The 15,268-nt window shown below is 67.9% G+C and carries 19 protein-coding genes; 4 read left to right on the top strand and 15 right to left on the bottom strand.

Annotation, left to right across the window (positions count from 1 at the left end; genetic code table 11):
- Positions 1–26: 26 nt before the first annotated feature.
- The 5 genes from KF780_08430 to KF780_08410 form a co-directional block, all read right to left on the bottom strand.
- Entirely contained in the window at positions 27–1,181 is a 1,155-nt protein-coding gene (locus tag KF780_08430; GenBank protein MBX3561826.1) for an aspartyl/asparaginyl beta-hydroxylase domain-containing protein, read from the bottom strand.
- A 101-nt stretch (positions 1,182–1,282) separates the two neighbouring features.
- Positions 1,283–2,695, bottom strand: a complete 1,413-nt coding sequence (gene ahcY, locus KF780_08425) for an adenosylhomocysteinase (protein ID MBX3561825.1) — start codon at positions 2,693–2,695, stop codon at positions 1,283–1,285.
- Positions 2,696–2,804: 109 nt separating this feature from the next.
- Complete coding sequence (locus KF780_08420; protein ID MBX3561824.1) at positions 2,805–3,692, bottom strand: sigma-70 family RNA polymerase sigma factor; 888 nt, start codon at positions 3,690–3,692, stop codon at positions 2,805–2,807.
- Complete coding sequence (locus KF780_08415; protein MBX3561823.1) at positions 3,689–4,165, bottom strand: carboxymuconolactone decarboxylase family protein; 477 nt, start codon at positions 4,163–4,165, stop codon at positions 3,689–3,691. The genes KF780_08420 and KF780_08415 overlap by 4 nt, the downstream gene beginning before the upstream one ends.
- 82 nt (positions 4,166–4,247) lie before the next feature.
- A complete protein-coding gene (locus KF780_08410; GenBank protein MBX3561822.1) occupies positions 4,248–4,808 on the bottom strand; it encodes a YqgE/AlgH family protein in 561 nt (186 codons plus the stop codon).
- Positions 4,809–4,919: 111 nt separating this feature from the next.
- Between KF780_08410 and KF780_08405 the strand changes: the two genes are divergently transcribed.
- Positions 4,920–5,402, top strand: coding sequence for a peroxiredoxin (locus KF780_08405; protein ID MBX3561821.1), 483 nt, complete (start codon positions 4,920–4,922; stop codon positions 5,400–5,402).
- A gap of 6 nt (positions 5,403–5,408) precedes the next feature.
- On the opposite strand, the gene KF780_08400 is transcribed toward KF780_08405, so the two are convergent.
- The 7 genes from KF780_08400 to KF780_08370 all read right to left on the bottom strand — a co-directional run bounded on the left by KF780_08400 (position 5,409) and on the right by KF780_08370 (position 10,943).
- On the bottom strand, positions 5,409–5,954 hold the full coding sequence (locus KF780_08400) for a YbjN domain-containing protein (protein ID MBX3561820.1): 546 nt from the start codon (positions 5,952–5,954) through the stop codon (positions 5,409–5,411).
- An 89-nt stretch (positions 5,955–6,043) separates the two neighbouring features.
- Positions 6,044–6,808: an SIMPL domain-containing protein gene (locus tag KF780_08395; protein MBX3561819.1), complete on the bottom strand. Its 765-nt coding sequence runs from the start codon at positions 6,806–6,808 to the stop codon at positions 6,044–6,046.
- Complete coding sequence (locus tag KF780_08390) at positions 6,796–8,664, bottom strand: M2 family metallopeptidase (protein MBX3561818.1); 1,869 nt, start codon at positions 8,662–8,664, stop codon at positions 6,796–6,798. The genes KF780_08395 and KF780_08390 overlap by 13 nt, the downstream gene beginning before the upstream one ends.
- 60 nt (positions 8,665–8,724) lie before the next feature.
- Entirely contained in the window at positions 8,725–9,483 is a 759-nt protein-coding gene (locus KF780_08385) for an alpha/beta fold hydrolase (protein MBX3561817.1), read from the bottom strand.
- A 9-nt stretch (positions 9,484–9,492) separates the two neighbouring features.
- Entirely contained in the window at positions 9,493–9,933 is a 441-nt protein-coding gene (locus KF780_08380) for a DUF1465 family protein (GenBank protein ID MBX3561816.1), read from the bottom strand.
- Between the two features lie 117 nt (positions 9,934–10,050).
- Positions 10,051–10,611, bottom strand: a complete 561-nt coding sequence (locus KF780_08375; protein MBX3561815.1) for a hypothetical protein — start codon at positions 10,609–10,611, stop codon at positions 10,051–10,053.
- A gap of 104 nt (positions 10,612–10,715) precedes the next feature.
- A complete protein-coding gene (locus KF780_08370; GenBank protein MBX3561814.1) occupies positions 10,716–10,943 on the bottom strand; it encodes a DUF465 domain-containing protein in 228 nt (75 codons plus the stop codon).
- A gap of 152 nt (positions 10,944–11,095) precedes the next feature.
- On the opposite strand from KF780_08370, the gene KF780_08365 reads away from it, so the two are divergent.
- On the top strand, positions 11,096–11,254 hold the full coding sequence (locus KF780_08365; protein ID MBX3561813.1) for a YdcH family protein: 159 nt from the start codon (positions 11,096–11,098) through the stop codon (positions 11,252–11,254).
- 113 nt (positions 11,255–11,367) lie between these two features.
- On the opposite strand, the gene dksA is transcribed toward KF780_08365, so the two are convergent.
- From dksA to KF780_08350, 3 genes are all read right to left on the bottom strand, one after another.
- Positions 11,368–11,808 (bottom strand): RNA polymerase-binding protein DksA, encoded by a 441-nt coding sequence (gene dksA, locus KF780_08360; protein MBX3561812.1) that lies wholly within the window; start codon positions 11,806–11,808, stop codon positions 11,368–11,370.
- A 410-nt stretch (positions 11,809–12,218) separates the two neighbouring features.
- Complete coding sequence (locus KF780_08355; GenBank protein MBX3561811.1) at positions 12,219–12,896, bottom strand: hypothetical protein; 678 nt, start codon at positions 12,894–12,896, stop codon at positions 12,219–12,221.
- A 21-nt stretch (positions 12,897–12,917) separates the two neighbouring features.
- Positions 12,918–13,205 (bottom strand): hypothetical protein, encoded by a 288-nt coding sequence (locus KF780_08350; GenBank protein MBX3561810.1) that lies wholly within the window; start codon positions 13,203–13,205, stop codon positions 12,918–12,920.
- A 214-nt stretch (positions 13,206–13,419) separates the two neighbouring features.
- Between KF780_08350 and surE the strand changes: the two genes are divergently transcribed.
- Together surE and KF780_08340 are read left to right on the top strand one after the other, a co-directional pair.
- The gene (gene surE / locus KF780_08345) at positions 13,420–14,187 is read left to right on the top strand and encodes a 5'/3'-nucleotidase SurE (protein MBX3561809.1); all 768 of its coding nucleotides are present in this window, start codon (positions 13,420–13,422) and stop codon (positions 14,185–14,187) included.
- Complete coding sequence (locus KF780_08340) at positions 14,184–15,266, top strand: potassium channel family protein (GenBank protein MBX3561808.1); 1,083 nt, start codon at positions 14,184–14,186, stop codon at positions 15,264–15,266. Before surE ends, KF780_08340 begins: the two co-directional genes overlap by 4 nt.
- Positions 15,267–15,268: the final 2 nt, after the last annotated feature.

The following is a 15,268-nucleotide window of genomic DNA, read 5'->3' as shown; positions in this document are numbered from 1 at the left end:
ACCCGGCCAGCATTGCCGAAAGCGTTTCAGACGCCGTCGATCGCCTCAAAGATCGCGGTGACGGCGCGACATTCGTCTTCGGTCAGCTCCGGGCGCCAGACATCGAAGATCAGGATCACGCGATCCTCGTCACTGTCGTTCCACGCTTCATGCTCGATCGTGTCGTCGAAGATGAGCAGCTTGCCCACCTCCCACTGCCGCGCCTCGTTGCCGACCCGGAAGCCGCAGCCTTCGGGAACGATCAGCGGCAGGTGGCAGATCAGCCGGGTGTTGATCATGCCGTGATGCGGCTGGATGCGCGCACCGGCCTTCAGCATCGAGAACAAGATGGACGGCGCGCGGGTCGTGATGAAGGGCAGCGGCGCCTGCCGGACCGCCGCATAGGTCTTCGGGAAACGCGCGACATTGCGTTCGACCGGGCCGCCATTCTCCCACAGATAGAGCGTGCTCCAGTCCGGATTGTCGAGCAGGCCGTGAAAATCGTTGCTCGGCCGGTTCTCTCGCGCCTTCAGGTACGGCGTGAACAACCCGTCCTCGGCAAGCGCGGCCGCGAGCTCGGACCGCATGTCCTGCGCCGCGGCTTCGATCGCCGCAACCCAGGGAAAGGCTTCCCGCTCGTAGAACTGGATCTGCGGCAGGCGCGGGAAATAATAAGCGGACGGCTTCTGGAGATAGACCTGTTTCTCCTCGCACAGGATGGCGAGCGATTCCTCGAAGCGGGGGCTGCGCGTGCCTTCGCCGAAGCCAGCCCCGTCCAGATGCGCCTCAAGCTGCCGGCGATAGCCCCGGGCGATCTCGCGCGAGATCCGATCGGCGCGCGCCAGCTCGGTTCCGAGGTCCGGCGGCAGGGAGGCGCTCTCGCCGGCGGCTTTGGCAGCGGCGATATAGAAGCTCGACGCCGCGCGCATGTCGTCCGCCCTGTACCGGCAATCCCCCTTCAGGATCAGCGCCCGCACATTGCGCGGATCGAGGCGCAGCGCTTCGTCCGCCGCCGTTTCCATTCCGGCGGCATCGTCCAGGAGGCGGCAGGCATGCGCCATCAGCAGCCAGATCTGGGCATTGGCGAGGCCCGCGGCGGAGACCTGCTCGAAATCCCGCCGCGCCTCGATCGCCCTGCCCGCCTGCAACGCCGCCGCGCCGTTGCGCGCCAGCCGCTCCGCATCCTGGAGACTGAGTTGCATCCGTCCCTCGCAAGCAATTGGCCCGCGTTCTGGCGCAAGGCCATGGCGAGGTCAAAGGCCATCTCCCGCGTCGGCGCGGCCGGAGCCGCGCCGGAAGGAAATCAGTAGCGATAATGATCCGGCTTGAACGGACCTTCGGCCGGCACGCCGATATAGTCGGCCTGGCGCTGGCTGAGCTTGCTGAGCTTCACGCCGAGCTTGTCGAGATGCAGCGCAGCGACCTTCTCGTCGAGATGCTTGGGCAGGACATAGACCTCGTTCTTGTAGGTCTCGGCCTTCGTCCACAGCTCGATCTGCGCCAGCACCTGGTTGGTGAAGGACGAGCTCATCACGAAGCTGGGATGGCCGGTGGCGCAGCCCAGGTTCACGAGGCGGCCCTTGGCCAGCACGATGATCCTCTTGCCGTCCGGGAATTCGACCTCGTCCACCTGCGGCTTGATCTCGGTCCACTTCATGTTGGCGAGGCCGGCGATCTGGATCTCGCTGTCGAAATGGCCGATGTTGGAGACGATCGCCATGTTCTTCATCGCGCGCATGTGATCGAGCGTGATGACGTCCATATTGCCGGTCGCGGTGACGAAGATGTCGGCGCGCGGGGCGGCCTCCTCCATCGTCACGACCTCATAGCCTTCCATCGCCGCCTGCAGCGCGCAGATCGGATCGACTTCGGTCACGAGGACGCGGGCGCCGCCGTTGCGGAGCGAGGCGGCGCTGCCCTTGCCGACATCGCCGAAGCCGGCGACGCAGGCGACCTTGCCGGCCAGCATGACGTCGGTGGCGCGACGGATCGCGTCGACCAGCGATTCCTTGCAGCCGTAGAGATTGTCGAACTTCGACTTGGTGACGCTGTCGTTGACGTTGATCGCCGGGAACGGGAGCTTGCCCTGCCTGGCGAGATCGTAGAGGCGGTGGACGCCGGTGGTGGTCTCCTCGGAGACGCCCTTGATCGCCGCGACGGTCTTCGTGAGATAGCCCGGACGCTCCTTCAGGAAGCGGTTCAGCGTCGCGACGAAGACCTCCTCTTCCTCGTTGGCCGGCGTGAACAAAGCCTCACCGGCTTCGGCCCGCGCGCCCCAGAGCGCGAACATGGTGGCGTCGCCGCCGTCGTCGAGGATCATGTTGCAGGTCTCGTCCTGCCCCCAATCGAAGATGCGGGTGACGTAATCCCAATATTCCTCGAGCGTCTCGCCCTTCACGGCGAAGACCGGGATGCCCCGCGCGGCGATGGCGGCGGCGGCATGATCCTGGGTCGAAAAGATGTTGCAGGACGCCCAGCGGATTTCCGCGCCCAGCTCGACCAGCGTCTCGATCAGCACGGCGGTCTGGATCGTCATGTGCAGCGAGCCGGTGATGCGGGCGCCGGTCAGCGGCTTCGAGGAACCGAATTCCTCGCGCAGCGCCATCAGGCCGGGCATCTCGGTTTCGGCGATCTCGATCTCCTTGCGGCCGAAATCGGCGAGGGAAATGTCGCGGATCACATAATCGTCGAACGAAGTCTGGGCCTGGGTCGCCACGTCACAATCTCCTGAAAAGCCAAAGGGCCGCGCACGGGCGACCTCGCGCCGCCCCTAGCCGGAGCGCGACGCGGATGCAAATATAAAGATATCTTTATATGCTCGGATTTCAACCCGCCTCGGGTTCCAGATGCCGCAGCTTGTCCGGATTGCGCACGACATAGATGCCGGCGATGCGGCCGTCCTCGATCAGCAAGGCGGTGGTCTGGAGGATGCCGTCCGCTTCGCGCGTGACGAAACCCGGCAGGCCGTTGATCGTGCGATAGCCGATCAGGGTGTAACGGCCGCGCCTGAGCAGCCGGGCGATGGCGGCGAACACCTTCGTCACCTCCTCGATGCCGAAGAAGGGGCGCCAGGCGGCCACCCGCTTGCCGCCGCCGTCGGAATAGACCGCCACGTCCTCGGCCAGCATGTCTTTCAGCGCCGCCATGTCCCCTTCCCGCGAGGCGCGGAAGAAGGCGGCGGCGATCTCCAGTCCGCGTTCCTTCGGCACCGGAAAGCGCGGGCGGCTGGCGCGGACATGGCCGCGCGCCCGGGCGGCGAGCTGGCGGCACGCTTCGGGCGTGCGCTCCAATGTCGCGGCGATCTCCTCGAACGGCACGTCGAAGACGTCGTGGAGCAGGAAGGCGGCGCGCTCCAGGGGCGACAGGCGATCGAGCGCCATCAACAAGGGCAACGTCACCTCCTCGTCGGTGCCGGGCGCCTCCTCCGCCTCGACCACCGGCTCGGGCAGCCAGGATCCGACATAGAGCTCGCGGCGGCGGGCGGCGGACTTGAGCTGATCGAGGCAGAGGCGCGTCACCATGCGGCGCAGGAACGCCTCGGGATTGCGGACGGCGTCGCGATCGGTCCTGAGCCAGCGCACGAACGCCTCCTGGACCGCGTCCTCGGCGTCGGCGAGCGAGCCGAGCATCCGATAGGCGATGCGCGAGAGGACGGGCCGCAGCGGCGCGAAGCTCGCCGCGGCATCCCCGGAGGCGTCCGTGCCGGCGGTCATGCCACCGCTGCGCCCGCCCTGGCGGCCGCGATATCCGGCTGGAACAACCGGAAGCCGGTCGCGAGGCGGTTCCAGCCGTTGATCGCGTTGATCACCAAGGTGAGCTTCACCTGCTCCTCCTCGCTGAACTGGGCGGCGAGCCGGGCGTAAGTCGCATCGTCCGGCGCGCCCTTGAGCGGCAGCAGGGTCAGCGCGTCCGTCCAGGCCAAGGCGGCCCGCTCGCGATCGGAGAAGAAGGGCGCGTCGTGCCAAGCGGCGAGCACATGGAGGCGCTGCTCGCTTTCGCCGTCCTTGCGGGCTTCCTGGGTGTGCATGTTGAGGCAGTTGGCGCAGCCGTTGAGCTGCGAGGCGCGAATCTTGACCAGATGGACGAGGCGCGTCTCCAGCCCGTCGGCCGCGGCGTTCTGGCTGTAGGTCAGCCAGCTCCCCATCGCCTTGCGGGCGGCTTCGAAGGGGTTCAGTCTCGGGTTCATCTCAAATCCTTTCATCTTGGGATTGCGCATGCACTCAAGACGAAACAGGGCCGGGCGATGTGACATCCCGGCCGAAAAAAGTTCAGGCCGTGCCCGATTCCGCGGCGAGCAGGCGCGGATCGATGCCAGCGCCGCGAAACGCCTCCGCCCAACGCGACTCCACATGGCAATCGTAGAGCAGGCGATCGTCGCCCGGCGTGACGAACCAGCCGTGACGGGCCAGCTCGTCGTCGAGCTGGCCGGGGCCCCAGCCGGCATAGCCCAGCGCCACGACCCAGCGCGACGGCCCCTTCCCCGCCGCAATCGCCTTCAGGATATCGAGCGTGGCGGAGAGCACCCAGCGGTCCGCGACCTGGACCGAATCCTCCCCGCCCCAATCGGCGCTGTGCAGGACGAAGCCGCGTTGCGGCTCGACCGGGCCGCCATGGTGGATGGCGACGTCGGGCGCTTCGCCGGGTTCAATGTCGAGCTGCTTCAACAGCGCGTGCAGGCCCAGCCGGGGGATGACCCGCCCCAGCCCGATGCCGAGCGCGCCCTCCTCGTCATGGACGCACATCGCGATCACCGCCTTTTCGAAACGCGGATCGCCGATGCCCGGCATGGCGAGCAGCAACTGGCCGGTCATGAAACGGGGTGCGTCCATCCGACCGATATAGTCCGCCGACCGGTTGCGGCCCAGCCCCGCGCCCCTATCTCAAGGCCAACCGGCTTGCTAAGGCACCGGCCCATAGCCCGAGGCACAAGGAGACAAGAGATGACGATCCAGGTCGGCGACCGCATTCCCAGCAGCACGCTCATCAAGGCGACGACGGACGGCCCGGAGCCGGTCGATACCGATTCCTATTTCGCCGGCCGCAAGGTCGCGCTCTTCTCCGTGCCCGGCGCCTTCACCCCGACCTGCTCGGCGCGTCATTTGCCCGGCTTCGTCGAGAAAGCCGGCGAGATCAAGGGCAAGGGCGTGGACGAGATCGCCTGCGTCGCGGTCAACGACGCCTTCGTGATGGGCGCCTGGGGCAAGCAGGCCGGCGCCGACGGCAAGGTGACGATGCTGGCCGACGGCAATGGCGATTTCGCCCGCGCGATCGGCCTCACCATGGACGCCAGCAAGTTCGGCATGGGCGAACGCGGCCAGCGCTGGTCGGCGATCGTCGAGGACGGCACCGTCAAGGAGCTGAACGTCGAGGAGCCGGGTGCGTTCAGCGTATCAAGCGCCGACTATCTGATCGAGCACCTGTAAGCGCGCTCAGGGCTGTGGCCGGGTCGGCGCGCTTGCCGGCGCCGGCCGCAGCACCTCGACCGCGAACCGCTCGGCCTGATTGGCGAAGACGAGCAGGTTCACCGCGAGATTGCCGCGGATGAAGCCGTAATCGGCGGTGAGGTAACGTTGCAGCGCCGGGCGGCCGTCCTGCGTGACGAAGCCGCGCGAGAAGGCGTAGCGCTGATTGAAGGTCTGGATGCCGGCGGCCAGCCGTTCGGGCGGCAGCGCCTCCGGCCGGGTCCAGACCGACTGGATGCTGATCGCCTTGCAACCCTGCGCCTCGCAGCTGCCGAACAGGATCGCCGCCTGGCGGTTGTTCGGGAAGGTGACGGCGAGCGCCGGGCGCTCCGCCGTGCCGCGCCGCTCGAAGCGCGCGCCGATCTGGGTCAGCACGCTTTCGACGCTGGCATAGGTGAAGGCCGCCACGACCTGCCGATTCTCCGGCGCGGCCGGATTGAACCGCCCGGCCGCGACCTGGGCGACGGCCGGTACGGCGGAAAGCAGGATAAGCGCGGCGAAAGCGGCCCGCATGAACGATCTCCAATGACGAGGCGATGTGTCCATGGCGGCCGCCCCTCGTGCCGTCAATTCAGCGCTCGCTTCGATCCGGCGAGCTGCGGCTATCGCGCGGCCAGCGCGAAATCGACCGCCAGATGGACCTGCGTTTCCACCTCGCTGCCCTCGACGGCTTCATTTCCGGCGGCCTGCCGCATCATGGTCGCGAACACAGTCCAGCCGACGCCTTCGGCGCCCATCCGCTCACTGATCCGGACGATGCGCGCGACCCGCATCCCGATAGAAGCCGCATAAGCCTCGGCGTCGGCGCGCGCCTTCGCCAGGGCATCGGCACGGGCCGCACGGCGGGCCGCGCCCTCGTCATCGGCCCGATATATCGGTGCCGACACCATGCCCACGCCCGCCTCCTCCAGCGCCGCGCGGACCCTATCGGCGCGCTCGGGCGCACGGATCACGACCTCCAGCACCCGCGAGGCGAAGTTTCTCCCCTGCTGCGCCTGCGCCGCGATCATGGCCAATTGCGTCTCATCATCGGGAAAGGCCTCGTTGCCGACAAAACCAACCGGACCCGAACGACGCGCCGGACGGATGTCCGCCGCCGCGACGCCAGCCGATTCGGCGATGCCGACAACCTGCTGAACCATGGCCTCCACGGCTGTGCGTGCCTCCACCGGCGATGCGCCGCGGGCGTTTACCGTCACCAGGATGCGTGCGCTCTCGGCGCGGACCCGGCTCGTCCCCGTGACGCTCATTTCGAGCAGGACTTCGCCGGGCGCGAGCGGCGCGGCGCTGACCGGCTGCGCACGCAACGATCCCGTAGCCGCGCCAAAGGCGGCCGCCGCGACAAGGGCGGCGCCTACCAGCCGCATTGCCGGCCCCGGTTCTGCTCCTCCAGCCAGCCGAGCAGCGGGCGGAAATATTCGACCATCGGCTCGGCCGACATCTCACGGCTGCCGGTGAAGGCTTCCAGCGCCTCCGGCCAGGGCCGCGAGGCGCCCATTTCCAGCATCTCGTTCAGCCGCCGGCCGACCTCGCGATTGCCGTAGAAGGAGCAGCGGTGGAGCGGCCCCCGCCAGCCGGCGATGTCGCAGGCCGCCTTGTAGAACTGGAACTGGAGGATGCGGGCGAGGAAATAACGGGTGTAGGGCACGCTCGCCGGCACATGATATTTGGCGCCGGCGTCGAAATTCTCCTCGCTGCGCGGGCTGGGCGGGACGATGCCCTGATATTGCAGCCGCATCCGATCCCACGCCGCCTGATACTCGCCCGCCGGAATCTGGCCGGAGAAGATGCCCCAGCGATAGCGATCGACGAGCAGGCCGAAAGGCAGGAAGGCGATCTTGTCGAGCGCCTGGCGCAGCAGCAGCGCGCGGTCCTGCGACTCGTTCGGCATCTGGTTGCGCTGCAAGAGGCCGATCTCGACGAGATATTCCGGCGTCACCGACAGCGCGATCATGTCGCCGATCGCCTCGTGGAAGCCGTCATTGGCGCTGTCGAGGTAGAGATAGGGCTGCCGGTTGTAGGCGCGCTGGTAGTAATTGTGGCCCAGCTCGTGATGGACGGTGACGAAATCGTCGGCGTTCACGCGCGTGCACATCTTGATGCGCAGATCCTCGACATTATCGACATCCCAGGCGGAGGCATGGCAGATCACCTCGCGGTCGCGCGGCTGGGTGATCATCGAGCGCTCCCAGAAGGTCTCGGGCAGCGGCGCGAAGCCCAGCGAGGAGAAGAAGCTCTCGCCCTGCCGGACGATCCGCTCCGGCGTATAGTTCGCCTGTTCGAGCAGGCGGGTGAGATCGTAGGGCGCCTGCCCGCTCGCGCCCCGGGGCGCGACCACGTCGTAGATATTGCCCCATTCCTGCGCCCACAGATTGCCGAGCAGATCGGCGCGGATCGGGCCGGTGGCGGGCTGCACGTCATTGCCATAGGCGCGGTTGAGGCCGGCACGGGCGAAGCAGTGGATCTGCTCGTAGAGCGGCCGCACTTCGGTCCACAGACGCTCGGTCAGCGCCGCGAATTCGTCCGGGCTCATGTCATATTTGGAGCGCCACATCGCGCCCGTGTCGGCGAAGCCGAGCGCGCGCGCGCCTTCGTTGGCGATCTCGGTCATCCGGGCATATTGGGGTCGCATGGGCGAGCCGACATTGTCGTTCCAGCTCGTCCACATCTCGCGCAGCTGGGCGGGATCGCGGACCGTGCCCATCCGCGCCTCGATCTCGTTGCCGGTCAGCGTCTCGCCGGCCATCGTGCCGCGGCCCCGGCCATATTGGGAGGAAAGATCGGTGGAGATGCGGTTGAGCTCCGCCGCCGCGCCCTGCGTGGTCGGCGCCGGCAGGGTCAGGCTGGCACGCAGCATGTCGAGCTTGCGCCGCGTTTCGGCATCGAGCCCGGAGGCGTTCGCATAGCGCGCCGCATCGTTGGCGAGACGCACGCGCATCTCGGTGTCGATCGTGCCGAAATAGGCGGCGAGCGCGTCGGTGTCCTGGGTGATGTAGGTCGAATTCACCCACTGGGCGCGGGCATTGATCACGCCGAACTCGCCCAACTCGCGCTCGGCCCGCTCGACGAAGGCGCGGGCGTCGGCGGCGGTGGGCGGCGCGGCCTTGCGGTAGGTGGCGGGCGTGTTGGCGCCGGACTGGCTGGCGGCGGTGGCGGCGGCGCAGCCGACCACGGCGAGACCGGCGCACAGCGCGATGGCGAGCGCGGAAGCGGAGCTTTTCATGGGGGCATCCTCAACCAAGACGTTGAATGACGACGCTTCTGAACCTGCTCCGGTTCCCGGTCAACGCTCCAGAAAATCGGCGATCGCGCGGCCCAGTTCGGGCTTCATCACGGCGCTCATATGATTGCCGGGAATCTCCTCGAAGCGCGCGCCCGGGATCGCCTCGGCCAGCGCTGCGCCCGAGCCGTTGTCGTCGTCCTCGGCGCCGGTGACGACCAGCACCGGCAGGTCGATCGCGGCCAGCTCCGCCCGGCTGGTGTCGACGAAGGTGTCGAGGACAAGGAGCAGGGCGTCTGGATCGCCGCCGGTGGTCTTCAGGAACGCCTCGGTCATCCATTCCGACGTGCCGCGCTGAAAGCTGCCGAGATGGGTCAGCACGTTGCGGAAATAGCCGCCGCGGCCGTGCGTGTTCAGAATGCCGTCCAGGCCCATGCCGCACAGCACCGCCCGGCCCGGCGACGCGCCGCGCGCCAGCATTCGCACCGCCGTGCGCCCGCCGAGCGAATAACCGGCGAGATCATAGTCGGCGAGGCCGAGATGGGCGACGAGATCGAAGCCGTCATCGGCGAGCCGATCGGGCGGATAATGCGCCGGATCGTGCGGCTTGCCGCTCCGCCCGTGGCCGCGCAGGTCCGGCATGATCACCCGAAAGCCCGCATCGGCGAGCAGGCGGGCATGGCCGTAGCGCAGCCAGTTGACCTGGGCGTTCGAGACATAGCCGTGGATCAGCACCAGCGGCCGGCCCGTGCCCAGCTCGTGCCAGGCCAGCTCGACGCCGTCGCCGGCGATGAAAATGGAGGTCTTCGGAGTCTCGGACATGCGTTCGCTCTAGAGCGAACGCTCCAGCCGGCTCAAGAGGCTGCGCACCGGGCTGCCCGCCGGGGCGGCGAAGGCGCTGTTGTCGAGGCGGCGCACGCGATCGTAGAGTTCTTCGCTGGCGCGGATGAGATCGACCGCGTGTTCGGGCAGGCGGCGGACCAGATCGGCATCGCTGTCCGACGCCTCGCCGAGTCGCCGTTCGGATTGCCCGGCCTCGATCCGCGACAGCTCGCCGGCGGCGACGGCGCGCTGGGTGAGCAGCCAGGCGATGACGTGCATCAGCCGCGTCGTCACCTTCAGCGATTCGCAGGAAAAGCCGACCCGATCGCCGGGATCGAGCGTCAGCCGGTCGTCGCGGGCCGTGCGATCGAAATAGGCGCGGGCCTCGTCGGCCAGCACCATCGCCTCGACATAGAGGCCGTCGATCAGCTTGGGAGTGAGTTCCGCCATGGCCGATACCTGCCACAGCCCGGCGGCGGCGGGAATTGCGAAAAACCGGTTCGCGCGGCCGTCCCCGGCCCTGTCCCGAAACTGGCCGGGGATCGGACGGAAATTACCGGGCGCGGATCAGAAGCCGCGCACGGTGAATCGCGACAGAGCCAGCTCGGCGGGGCTCCAGCCCGGCCTCATGTCCCGCGCACGCCGATAATCGCGATAGGCCTGCGCGTCGCGGCCGGCCAGCTCATGCGCGACGGCCAATCCGTAATAGCCGACCCAGGGCCGCTGCGGACGGCCCGCCAAGCCTTGTTCGATCGTCGCCGTCGCCGCGCCGAGATCTGCGCCGCCGGCGATCATCGCGATGCCCCGGTTGATCAGCGCGTCCGGCTGCCCCGGCTCGATCGTCAGCGCGGCGTCGAAATCGGCGATCGCGGCATTCTGGTTGTCCAGCCGGAACTGGACGATGCCCCGGTTCACGAACGTCGCCATCCGATCGCGGTCGTTAAGATCGCGGCTGGCGAGCGCGGCGCCGCAAATCCGCACCGCGTCCGGCCGCCGCAATTCCGAATCGGCGGCGCGATAGCAGGCCATCGCATCGGCATTGGTGCCGAGCACCGTAATGCTCTGGGCATGAGCCGCGCCGGCGGCGAGCATCGCCCCTCCGGCCAGGAAAAGTGATCTTTTCAGCATGGCGACCTCCATCAATCCAATGGAACGACGCGAACCCTACACCTCGTGCGCGCGTTCCCGCGCGGTTTTTCGACGGACGACCCGTTGCGCCCCACGAACGGCGATCAGGCGATGATGTCCGGAACCCTCAGATCCTCCAGCAACGCGATCTCGTCCTTGAGCCGGAGCTTGCGTTTCTTGAGTCGCGCGATCTGCAGCTGATCGGGCGACGCCATGCCGCGCAACGCATCGATCGCATTGTCGAGATCCCGGTGCTCGAGGCGCAGGGCCGCGAGTCGCGATGCCGGATCCTCAGCGCCGGGATGTTGCGTGTCCGAACCGTTTCCTTCCATCGGCTGCCCTCGCTCCACATCCATCCTTAACCCGGCAAGGATAGACCTTCGGCGAGGCGCCGTACATATCCGATGGACGGGCCGGAATCGGGGAGACAAGCGCGCCGCAACGTGCTTAGATAAGTCGCCCTTATCAGGTAGAGGAGACGGGTATGCACCAGGCGCACGTTTCGGCACTCCAGGCCAGGCACGCGGGGCTCGAAGCCCAGATCAGCGAAGAAACCCAACGGCCCATGCCCGACGCGGCGACGCTCAACCGACTCAAGAAGGAAAAGCTCAGGATCAAGGAAGAGATCGCCGGACTTCATTGACCGGGCGCCCCGCGTTCGGGGACCATCCAGCCCCGATCCATTCGAAAAACGCCCCGGAATCCCGGGGCGTTTTTCGTTGCATGACTTGTTGTTCGGTTTCGCCGAAGCGGAATCTAGTCGTCTCGCGAAATCCGCTCGTTCTTCTCGTGGCGCTCCTGCGCCTCCACCGTCATCGTCGCGATCGGGCGGGCTTCCAGCCGGGCGAGGCTGATCGGCTCGCCGGTGACTTCGCAAAAGCCATATTCGCCCAGCTCGATCCGCTTCAGCGCCGCGTCGATCTTGGAGATCAGCTTGCGCTGGCGATCGCGGGTGCGCAGGTGGATGCCCCAGTCGGTTTCGCTCGAGGCGCGATCGGTGAGATCGGCTTCCTGGATCGGGCCATTGGCGAGCTCGGCCATCGTCTCGCGCGATTCCCGCACGATGGCATCCTTCCAGCCAAGCAGCTTGGCGCGGAAATAAGCGAGCTGATCGGGATTCATGAAGTCTTCGTTGGCGGTCGGACGATAGCCGCCACTGGATTCGAAATCGAAAGCGTCACTGTGAAGCGTAGCCATTACCCCTCCACTCTTCGCCGCCCGGCCGGGGCCGAGGGTTCGATATGGGGCATGCACATGCGCACCTGACACAATCGTTAACAGCCCGCCCCAGCGCGCCTATAGCTTCGCCGCAAGGGCCGCACAAGTCACTCAAACGGGGCGAGAATCCGACATCGTTACGCGGGCATGCCGCCACGATGCCCGGTGGGAGGCCGCGAATCGGCGCCATGGACCCGAATCGACCGCCCTGTCGGCGCGCGCCGGCCCCGCCCGACATTCATCCGGAGCGCGAAGCTGTGCATGAATGGGACGGAAGCGGCGCCGCGGACCAGAATCGGGCCCGCAAACGGCCAACGCGCTTGCGCCGCTCCCAAGGCTCTGCATCTGCTCGCCCATCGCCACGCCGGCGCGCGAACGGGCAACAGGGATCATGCGACCCGCCGCCCGCCGGCCAGGAACGGGATGCTGGTTATGTCGGTACGTATGGCCCTCGCGAAACTGTGCGCCTGCACCGTCGGCGGCGCGGTGGTCGGCGGCGGCGCCGTCCATGTCGCCGAGAACCCGCCGGCCCGCCCGGCGATCGTCAAGCAGGCCAAGGCCAAGCCCGCCCGCGCCCGGGCAACCCCGCCCAGGCAGCGCCAGGTGCGCCGCACCGTGCGGCGCGTCACCTGCGTCGCGCCGGCGGCACCGCCCGTCATCAACAACACCGTCGCGCCGGTCTTCGCACCGCCCCCGCCTCCGCCCCCGCCGGTGGTGACGAGCAGCGGCGGCGGCGTGCCGATCGTGATCGGCGGTTCGGGCGGCTTCGGCGGCGGTTTCGGCGGCTTCTTCTCGGGCGGCTTCTTTGGCGGCAGCACGTCGTCCGGCGGCACGACCACGATCACCGTCTCGACCTCGTCGGGCGGCAGCTCGACCTCCACGTCGGGCGGCTCGACCTCGACCTCGGGCGGCTCGACCTCGACCTCGGGCGGCTCGACCTCCACGTCGGGCGGTTCGACTTCGACCTCGACCGGCGGCAGCTCGTCCTCGTCGTCCAGCTCGAGCAGCTCCAGTTCCTCCTCGTCGAGCTCGTCCTCATCCAGCTCCGGCGGCTCGACCGGCGGCAAGCCCGGTCACGGCAGCTCCAGTCACGGCAGCAGCGGCTCGTCGGGCTCATCCGGTTCTTCGGGCAGCTCCGGCAGCAGCGCATCGGGCAGCAGCGGCTCCTCCTCGTCCAGCTCCTCGTCGTCCTCGTCGTCGAGCAGCAGCGGGTCGAGCTCGGGCGCGACCGGCGGCTCCAGCAGCTTCGGTTCCTCGGGCAGCACGTCGAGCAGCTCGGGAAACAGCTCCGGCTCCTCGTCGAGCTCGTCTTCGACCAGTTCCTCGTCGTCATCGTCGTCCAGCGGCGGCTCCTCGTCGAGCTCGAGCGGCGGCACGCCGGTGCCGGCGCCGCCGATGGTGCTGCTGTTCGGCGCGGCCGCGGCCGCCCTGGTGGCGCGCCGGAGGCTTGCAAAACGCGCGGTCTGAGCTGGCTGCCGCCGCGCGAATATGACCCCGCCCTTGTCCCCTTGGGCGGGGTCTTTTGTTTTCCGAAGGCGAAAGCGCGCGGGCGGTTGCCCGCGCCGCGGCGTCCCGGCATAGCGATGCGCGATGCGTATCCTGCTCACCAACGATGACGGCGTGAACGCGCCGGGCCTGGCGGTCCTGGAGCGGATCGCCCGGGAATTTTCCGAGGACATCTGGATCGTGGCGCCGGCCGAGGAGCAATCCGGCGCCGGCCATTCGCTGACGCTGACCCAGCCGGTGCGGCTGCGCAAGCATGGCGAACGGCGCTTCAGCGTCACCGGCACGCCGACCGACGCGGTGATGATGGGCCTGGCCCATATCCTGAAGGACACGCCGCCGGACCTGATCCTCTCCGGCGTCAATCGCGGCGCCAATCTGGGCGAGGACGTCACCTATTCGGGTACCGTCTCCGCCGCGATGGAAGGAGCGCTGGCCGGCATCCCGTCGATCGCGCTGTCGCAAAGCTATGCAAGGGAAGGCATGGGCGACACCGTCCCCTTCGCCGCCGCCGAGGCCTGGGCCGACGAGGTGCTGAAGCCGCTGATCGGCGCGACGCTGGCGCCGCGCACCCTGGTCAACGTCAACTTCCCCGCGTTGCCGGCCAGCGCGGTGAAGGGCGTTCGGGTCGTGCGCCAGGGCATCCGCGACTATGGCCGCACCCGCATCGTCCAACGCACCGATCCGCGCGGCTACAATTATTACTGGTTCGGGCTCGGCCCCATCGTTCAGACCCCCGCCCACAGCACCGATCTGGAAGCGATCGCCGACGGCTATGTGACGGTGACGCCGCTCCACCTCGACCTGACGCACGACGCCTCGCTGGCGGGGCTGGCGGAGCTTTACGGGCGATGACGGTTCCCGTCGGCGGACCCAACGAGACGCTGCTACGGCGCAAGGCCGCGATCAGCGGCTGGGCCTCGATCGCGATCCGCATCGGCGTCGTGCTCGGCCTGCTCTTCTTCGCGATCGCGGTCCACTGGTTCGAACGCGACGGGCTGGTCGATCAACTGGACGGCCATGTCAGGTTTCTCGACGTGGTCTATTTCACGATGATCAGCATCACCACGACCGGCTATGGCGACATCGTCCCGGTCACCGATCGCACGCGCATGTTCGATGCGCTGGTGGTGACGCCGATCCGCATCTTCTTCGTGCTGATCTTCATCGGCACGGCCTATACGTTCGTAATCCGGCGAAGCTGGGACAGGTGGATCATGGCGCGTTTGCAGCGAAAACTGGGCGATCATATCGTGGTCGCGGGATTTGGAACCAGCGGATCGGAGGCGGTGGACGAGCTCATCGTGCGCGGCACCGATCCCGGCAAGATCGTCGTGATCGATGCGAGCTCCGACGCGCTGCAGCGCGCCGAATCGCTGGGCTGCGCGGTGCTGCAGGCCGATGCCACCCGGGACAAGACGCTCAGCGCGGTGCGCATCCGGCAGGCGCGCACATTGATCATCTCCGCCGGACGCGACGACACCTCGATCCTGATATGCCTGACCGCGCGCCATCTCGCGCCCGATCTGCGCATCACCGTCGCGGTGCGGGCCGAGGACAACGAACTGCCCGCCCGGGCCGCCGGCGCGACGACGGTGATCAATCCGGTCAGCTTCGCCGGGCTGCTGCTCGCCGGCTCGGCGCATGGCCCCAACATTTCCGATTATATCGCCGATCTCGCCTCCGCCCACGGCCGCGTCCATCTCGCCGAGCGCGAAGTGAAGGCGCATGAATGCGGGAAATCGCTGGCCGAGCTCGCCACCGGTCTCGGCGTGCGCGTCTATCGCGACGGCAAGCCGATCGGTTTCTGGGAGGAAGGCGCCAGATCGCTGTGCACCGGCGACCGCATCGTCGAAATCGTGCCGGCGACCGCGGCCGAGGCGGACCTGCCGCTGCCGTCCGGCCCGCCCCGTGCGACCAAGAACGGCGCGTAAGG

This window comes from Sphingomonas sp., from assembly GCA_019635535.1.
Classification (GTDB): Bacteria; Pseudomonadota; Alphaproteobacteria; order Sphingomonadales; family Sphingomonadaceae; genus Allosphingosinicella.
The sequence above is the reverse complement of the archived record's forward strand: the minus strand, read 5'-3'. Positions and strand labels throughout refer to the sequence as shown.

Bases quoted from the DNA above. Each gene is read 5' to 3' on its own strand.
- KF780_08430 (MBX3561826.1), bottom strand. From the start codon at position 1,181: ATGCAACTCAGTCTCCAGGATGCGGAGCGGCTGGCGCGCAACGGCGCG.
- KF780_08420 (MBX3561824.1), bottom strand. From the start codon at position 3,692: ATGACCGCCGGCACGGACGCCTCCGGGGATGCCGCGGCGAGCTTCGCG.
- KF780_08415 (MBX3561823.1), bottom strand. From the start codon at position 4,165: ATGAACCCGAGACTGAACCCCTTCGAAGCCGCCCGCAAGGCGATGGGG.
- KF780_08410 (MBX3561822.1), bottom strand. From the start codon at position 4,808: ATGGACGCACCCCGTTTCATGACCGGCCAGTTGCTGCTCGCCATGCCG.
- KF780_08405 (MBX3561821.1), top strand. From the start codon at position 4,920: ATGACGATCCAGGTCGGCGACCGCATTCCCAGCAGCACGCTCATCAAG.
- KF780_08400 (MBX3561820.1), bottom strand. From the start codon at position 5,954: ATGCGGGCCGCTTTCGCCGCGCTTATCCTGCTTTCCGCCGTACCGGCC.
- KF780_08395 (MBX3561819.1), bottom strand. From the start codon at position 6,808: ATGCGGCTGGTAGGCGCCGCCCTTGTCGCGGCGGCCGCCTTTGGCGCG.
- KF780_08390 (MBX3561818.1), bottom strand. From the start codon at position 8,664: ATGAAAAGCTCCGCTTCCGCGCTCGCCATCGCGCTGTGCGCCGGTCTC.
- KF780_08385 (MBX3561817.1), bottom strand. From the start codon at position 9,483: ATGTCCGAGACTCCGAAGACCTCCATTTTCATCGCCGGCGACGGCGTC.
- KF780_08380 (MBX3561816.1), bottom strand. From the start codon at position 9,933: ATGGCGGAACTCACTCCCAAGCTGATCGACGGCCTCTATGTCGAGGCG.
- KF780_08375 (MBX3561815.1), bottom strand. From the start codon at position 10,611: ATGCTGAAAAGATCACTTTTCCTGGCCGGAGGGGCGATGCTCGCCGCC.
- KF780_08370 (MBX3561814.1), bottom strand. From the start codon at position 10,943: ATGGAAGGAAACGGTTCGGACACGCAACATCCCGGCGCTGAGGATCCG.
- KF780_08365 (MBX3561813.1), top strand. From the start codon at position 11,096: ATGCACCAGGCGCACGTTTCGGCACTCCAGGCCAGGCACGCGGGGCTC.
- dksA (MBX3561812.1), bottom strand. From the start codon at position 11,808: ATGGCTACGCTTCACAGTGACGCTTTCGATTTCGAATCCAGTGGCGGC.
- surE (MBX3561809.1), top strand. From the start codon at position 13,420: ATGCGTATCCTGCTCACCAACGATGACGGCGTGAACGCGCCGGGCCTG.
- KF780_08340 (MBX3561808.1), top strand. From the start codon at position 14,184: ATGACGGTTCCCGTCGGCGGACCCAACGAGACGCTGCTACGGCGCAAG.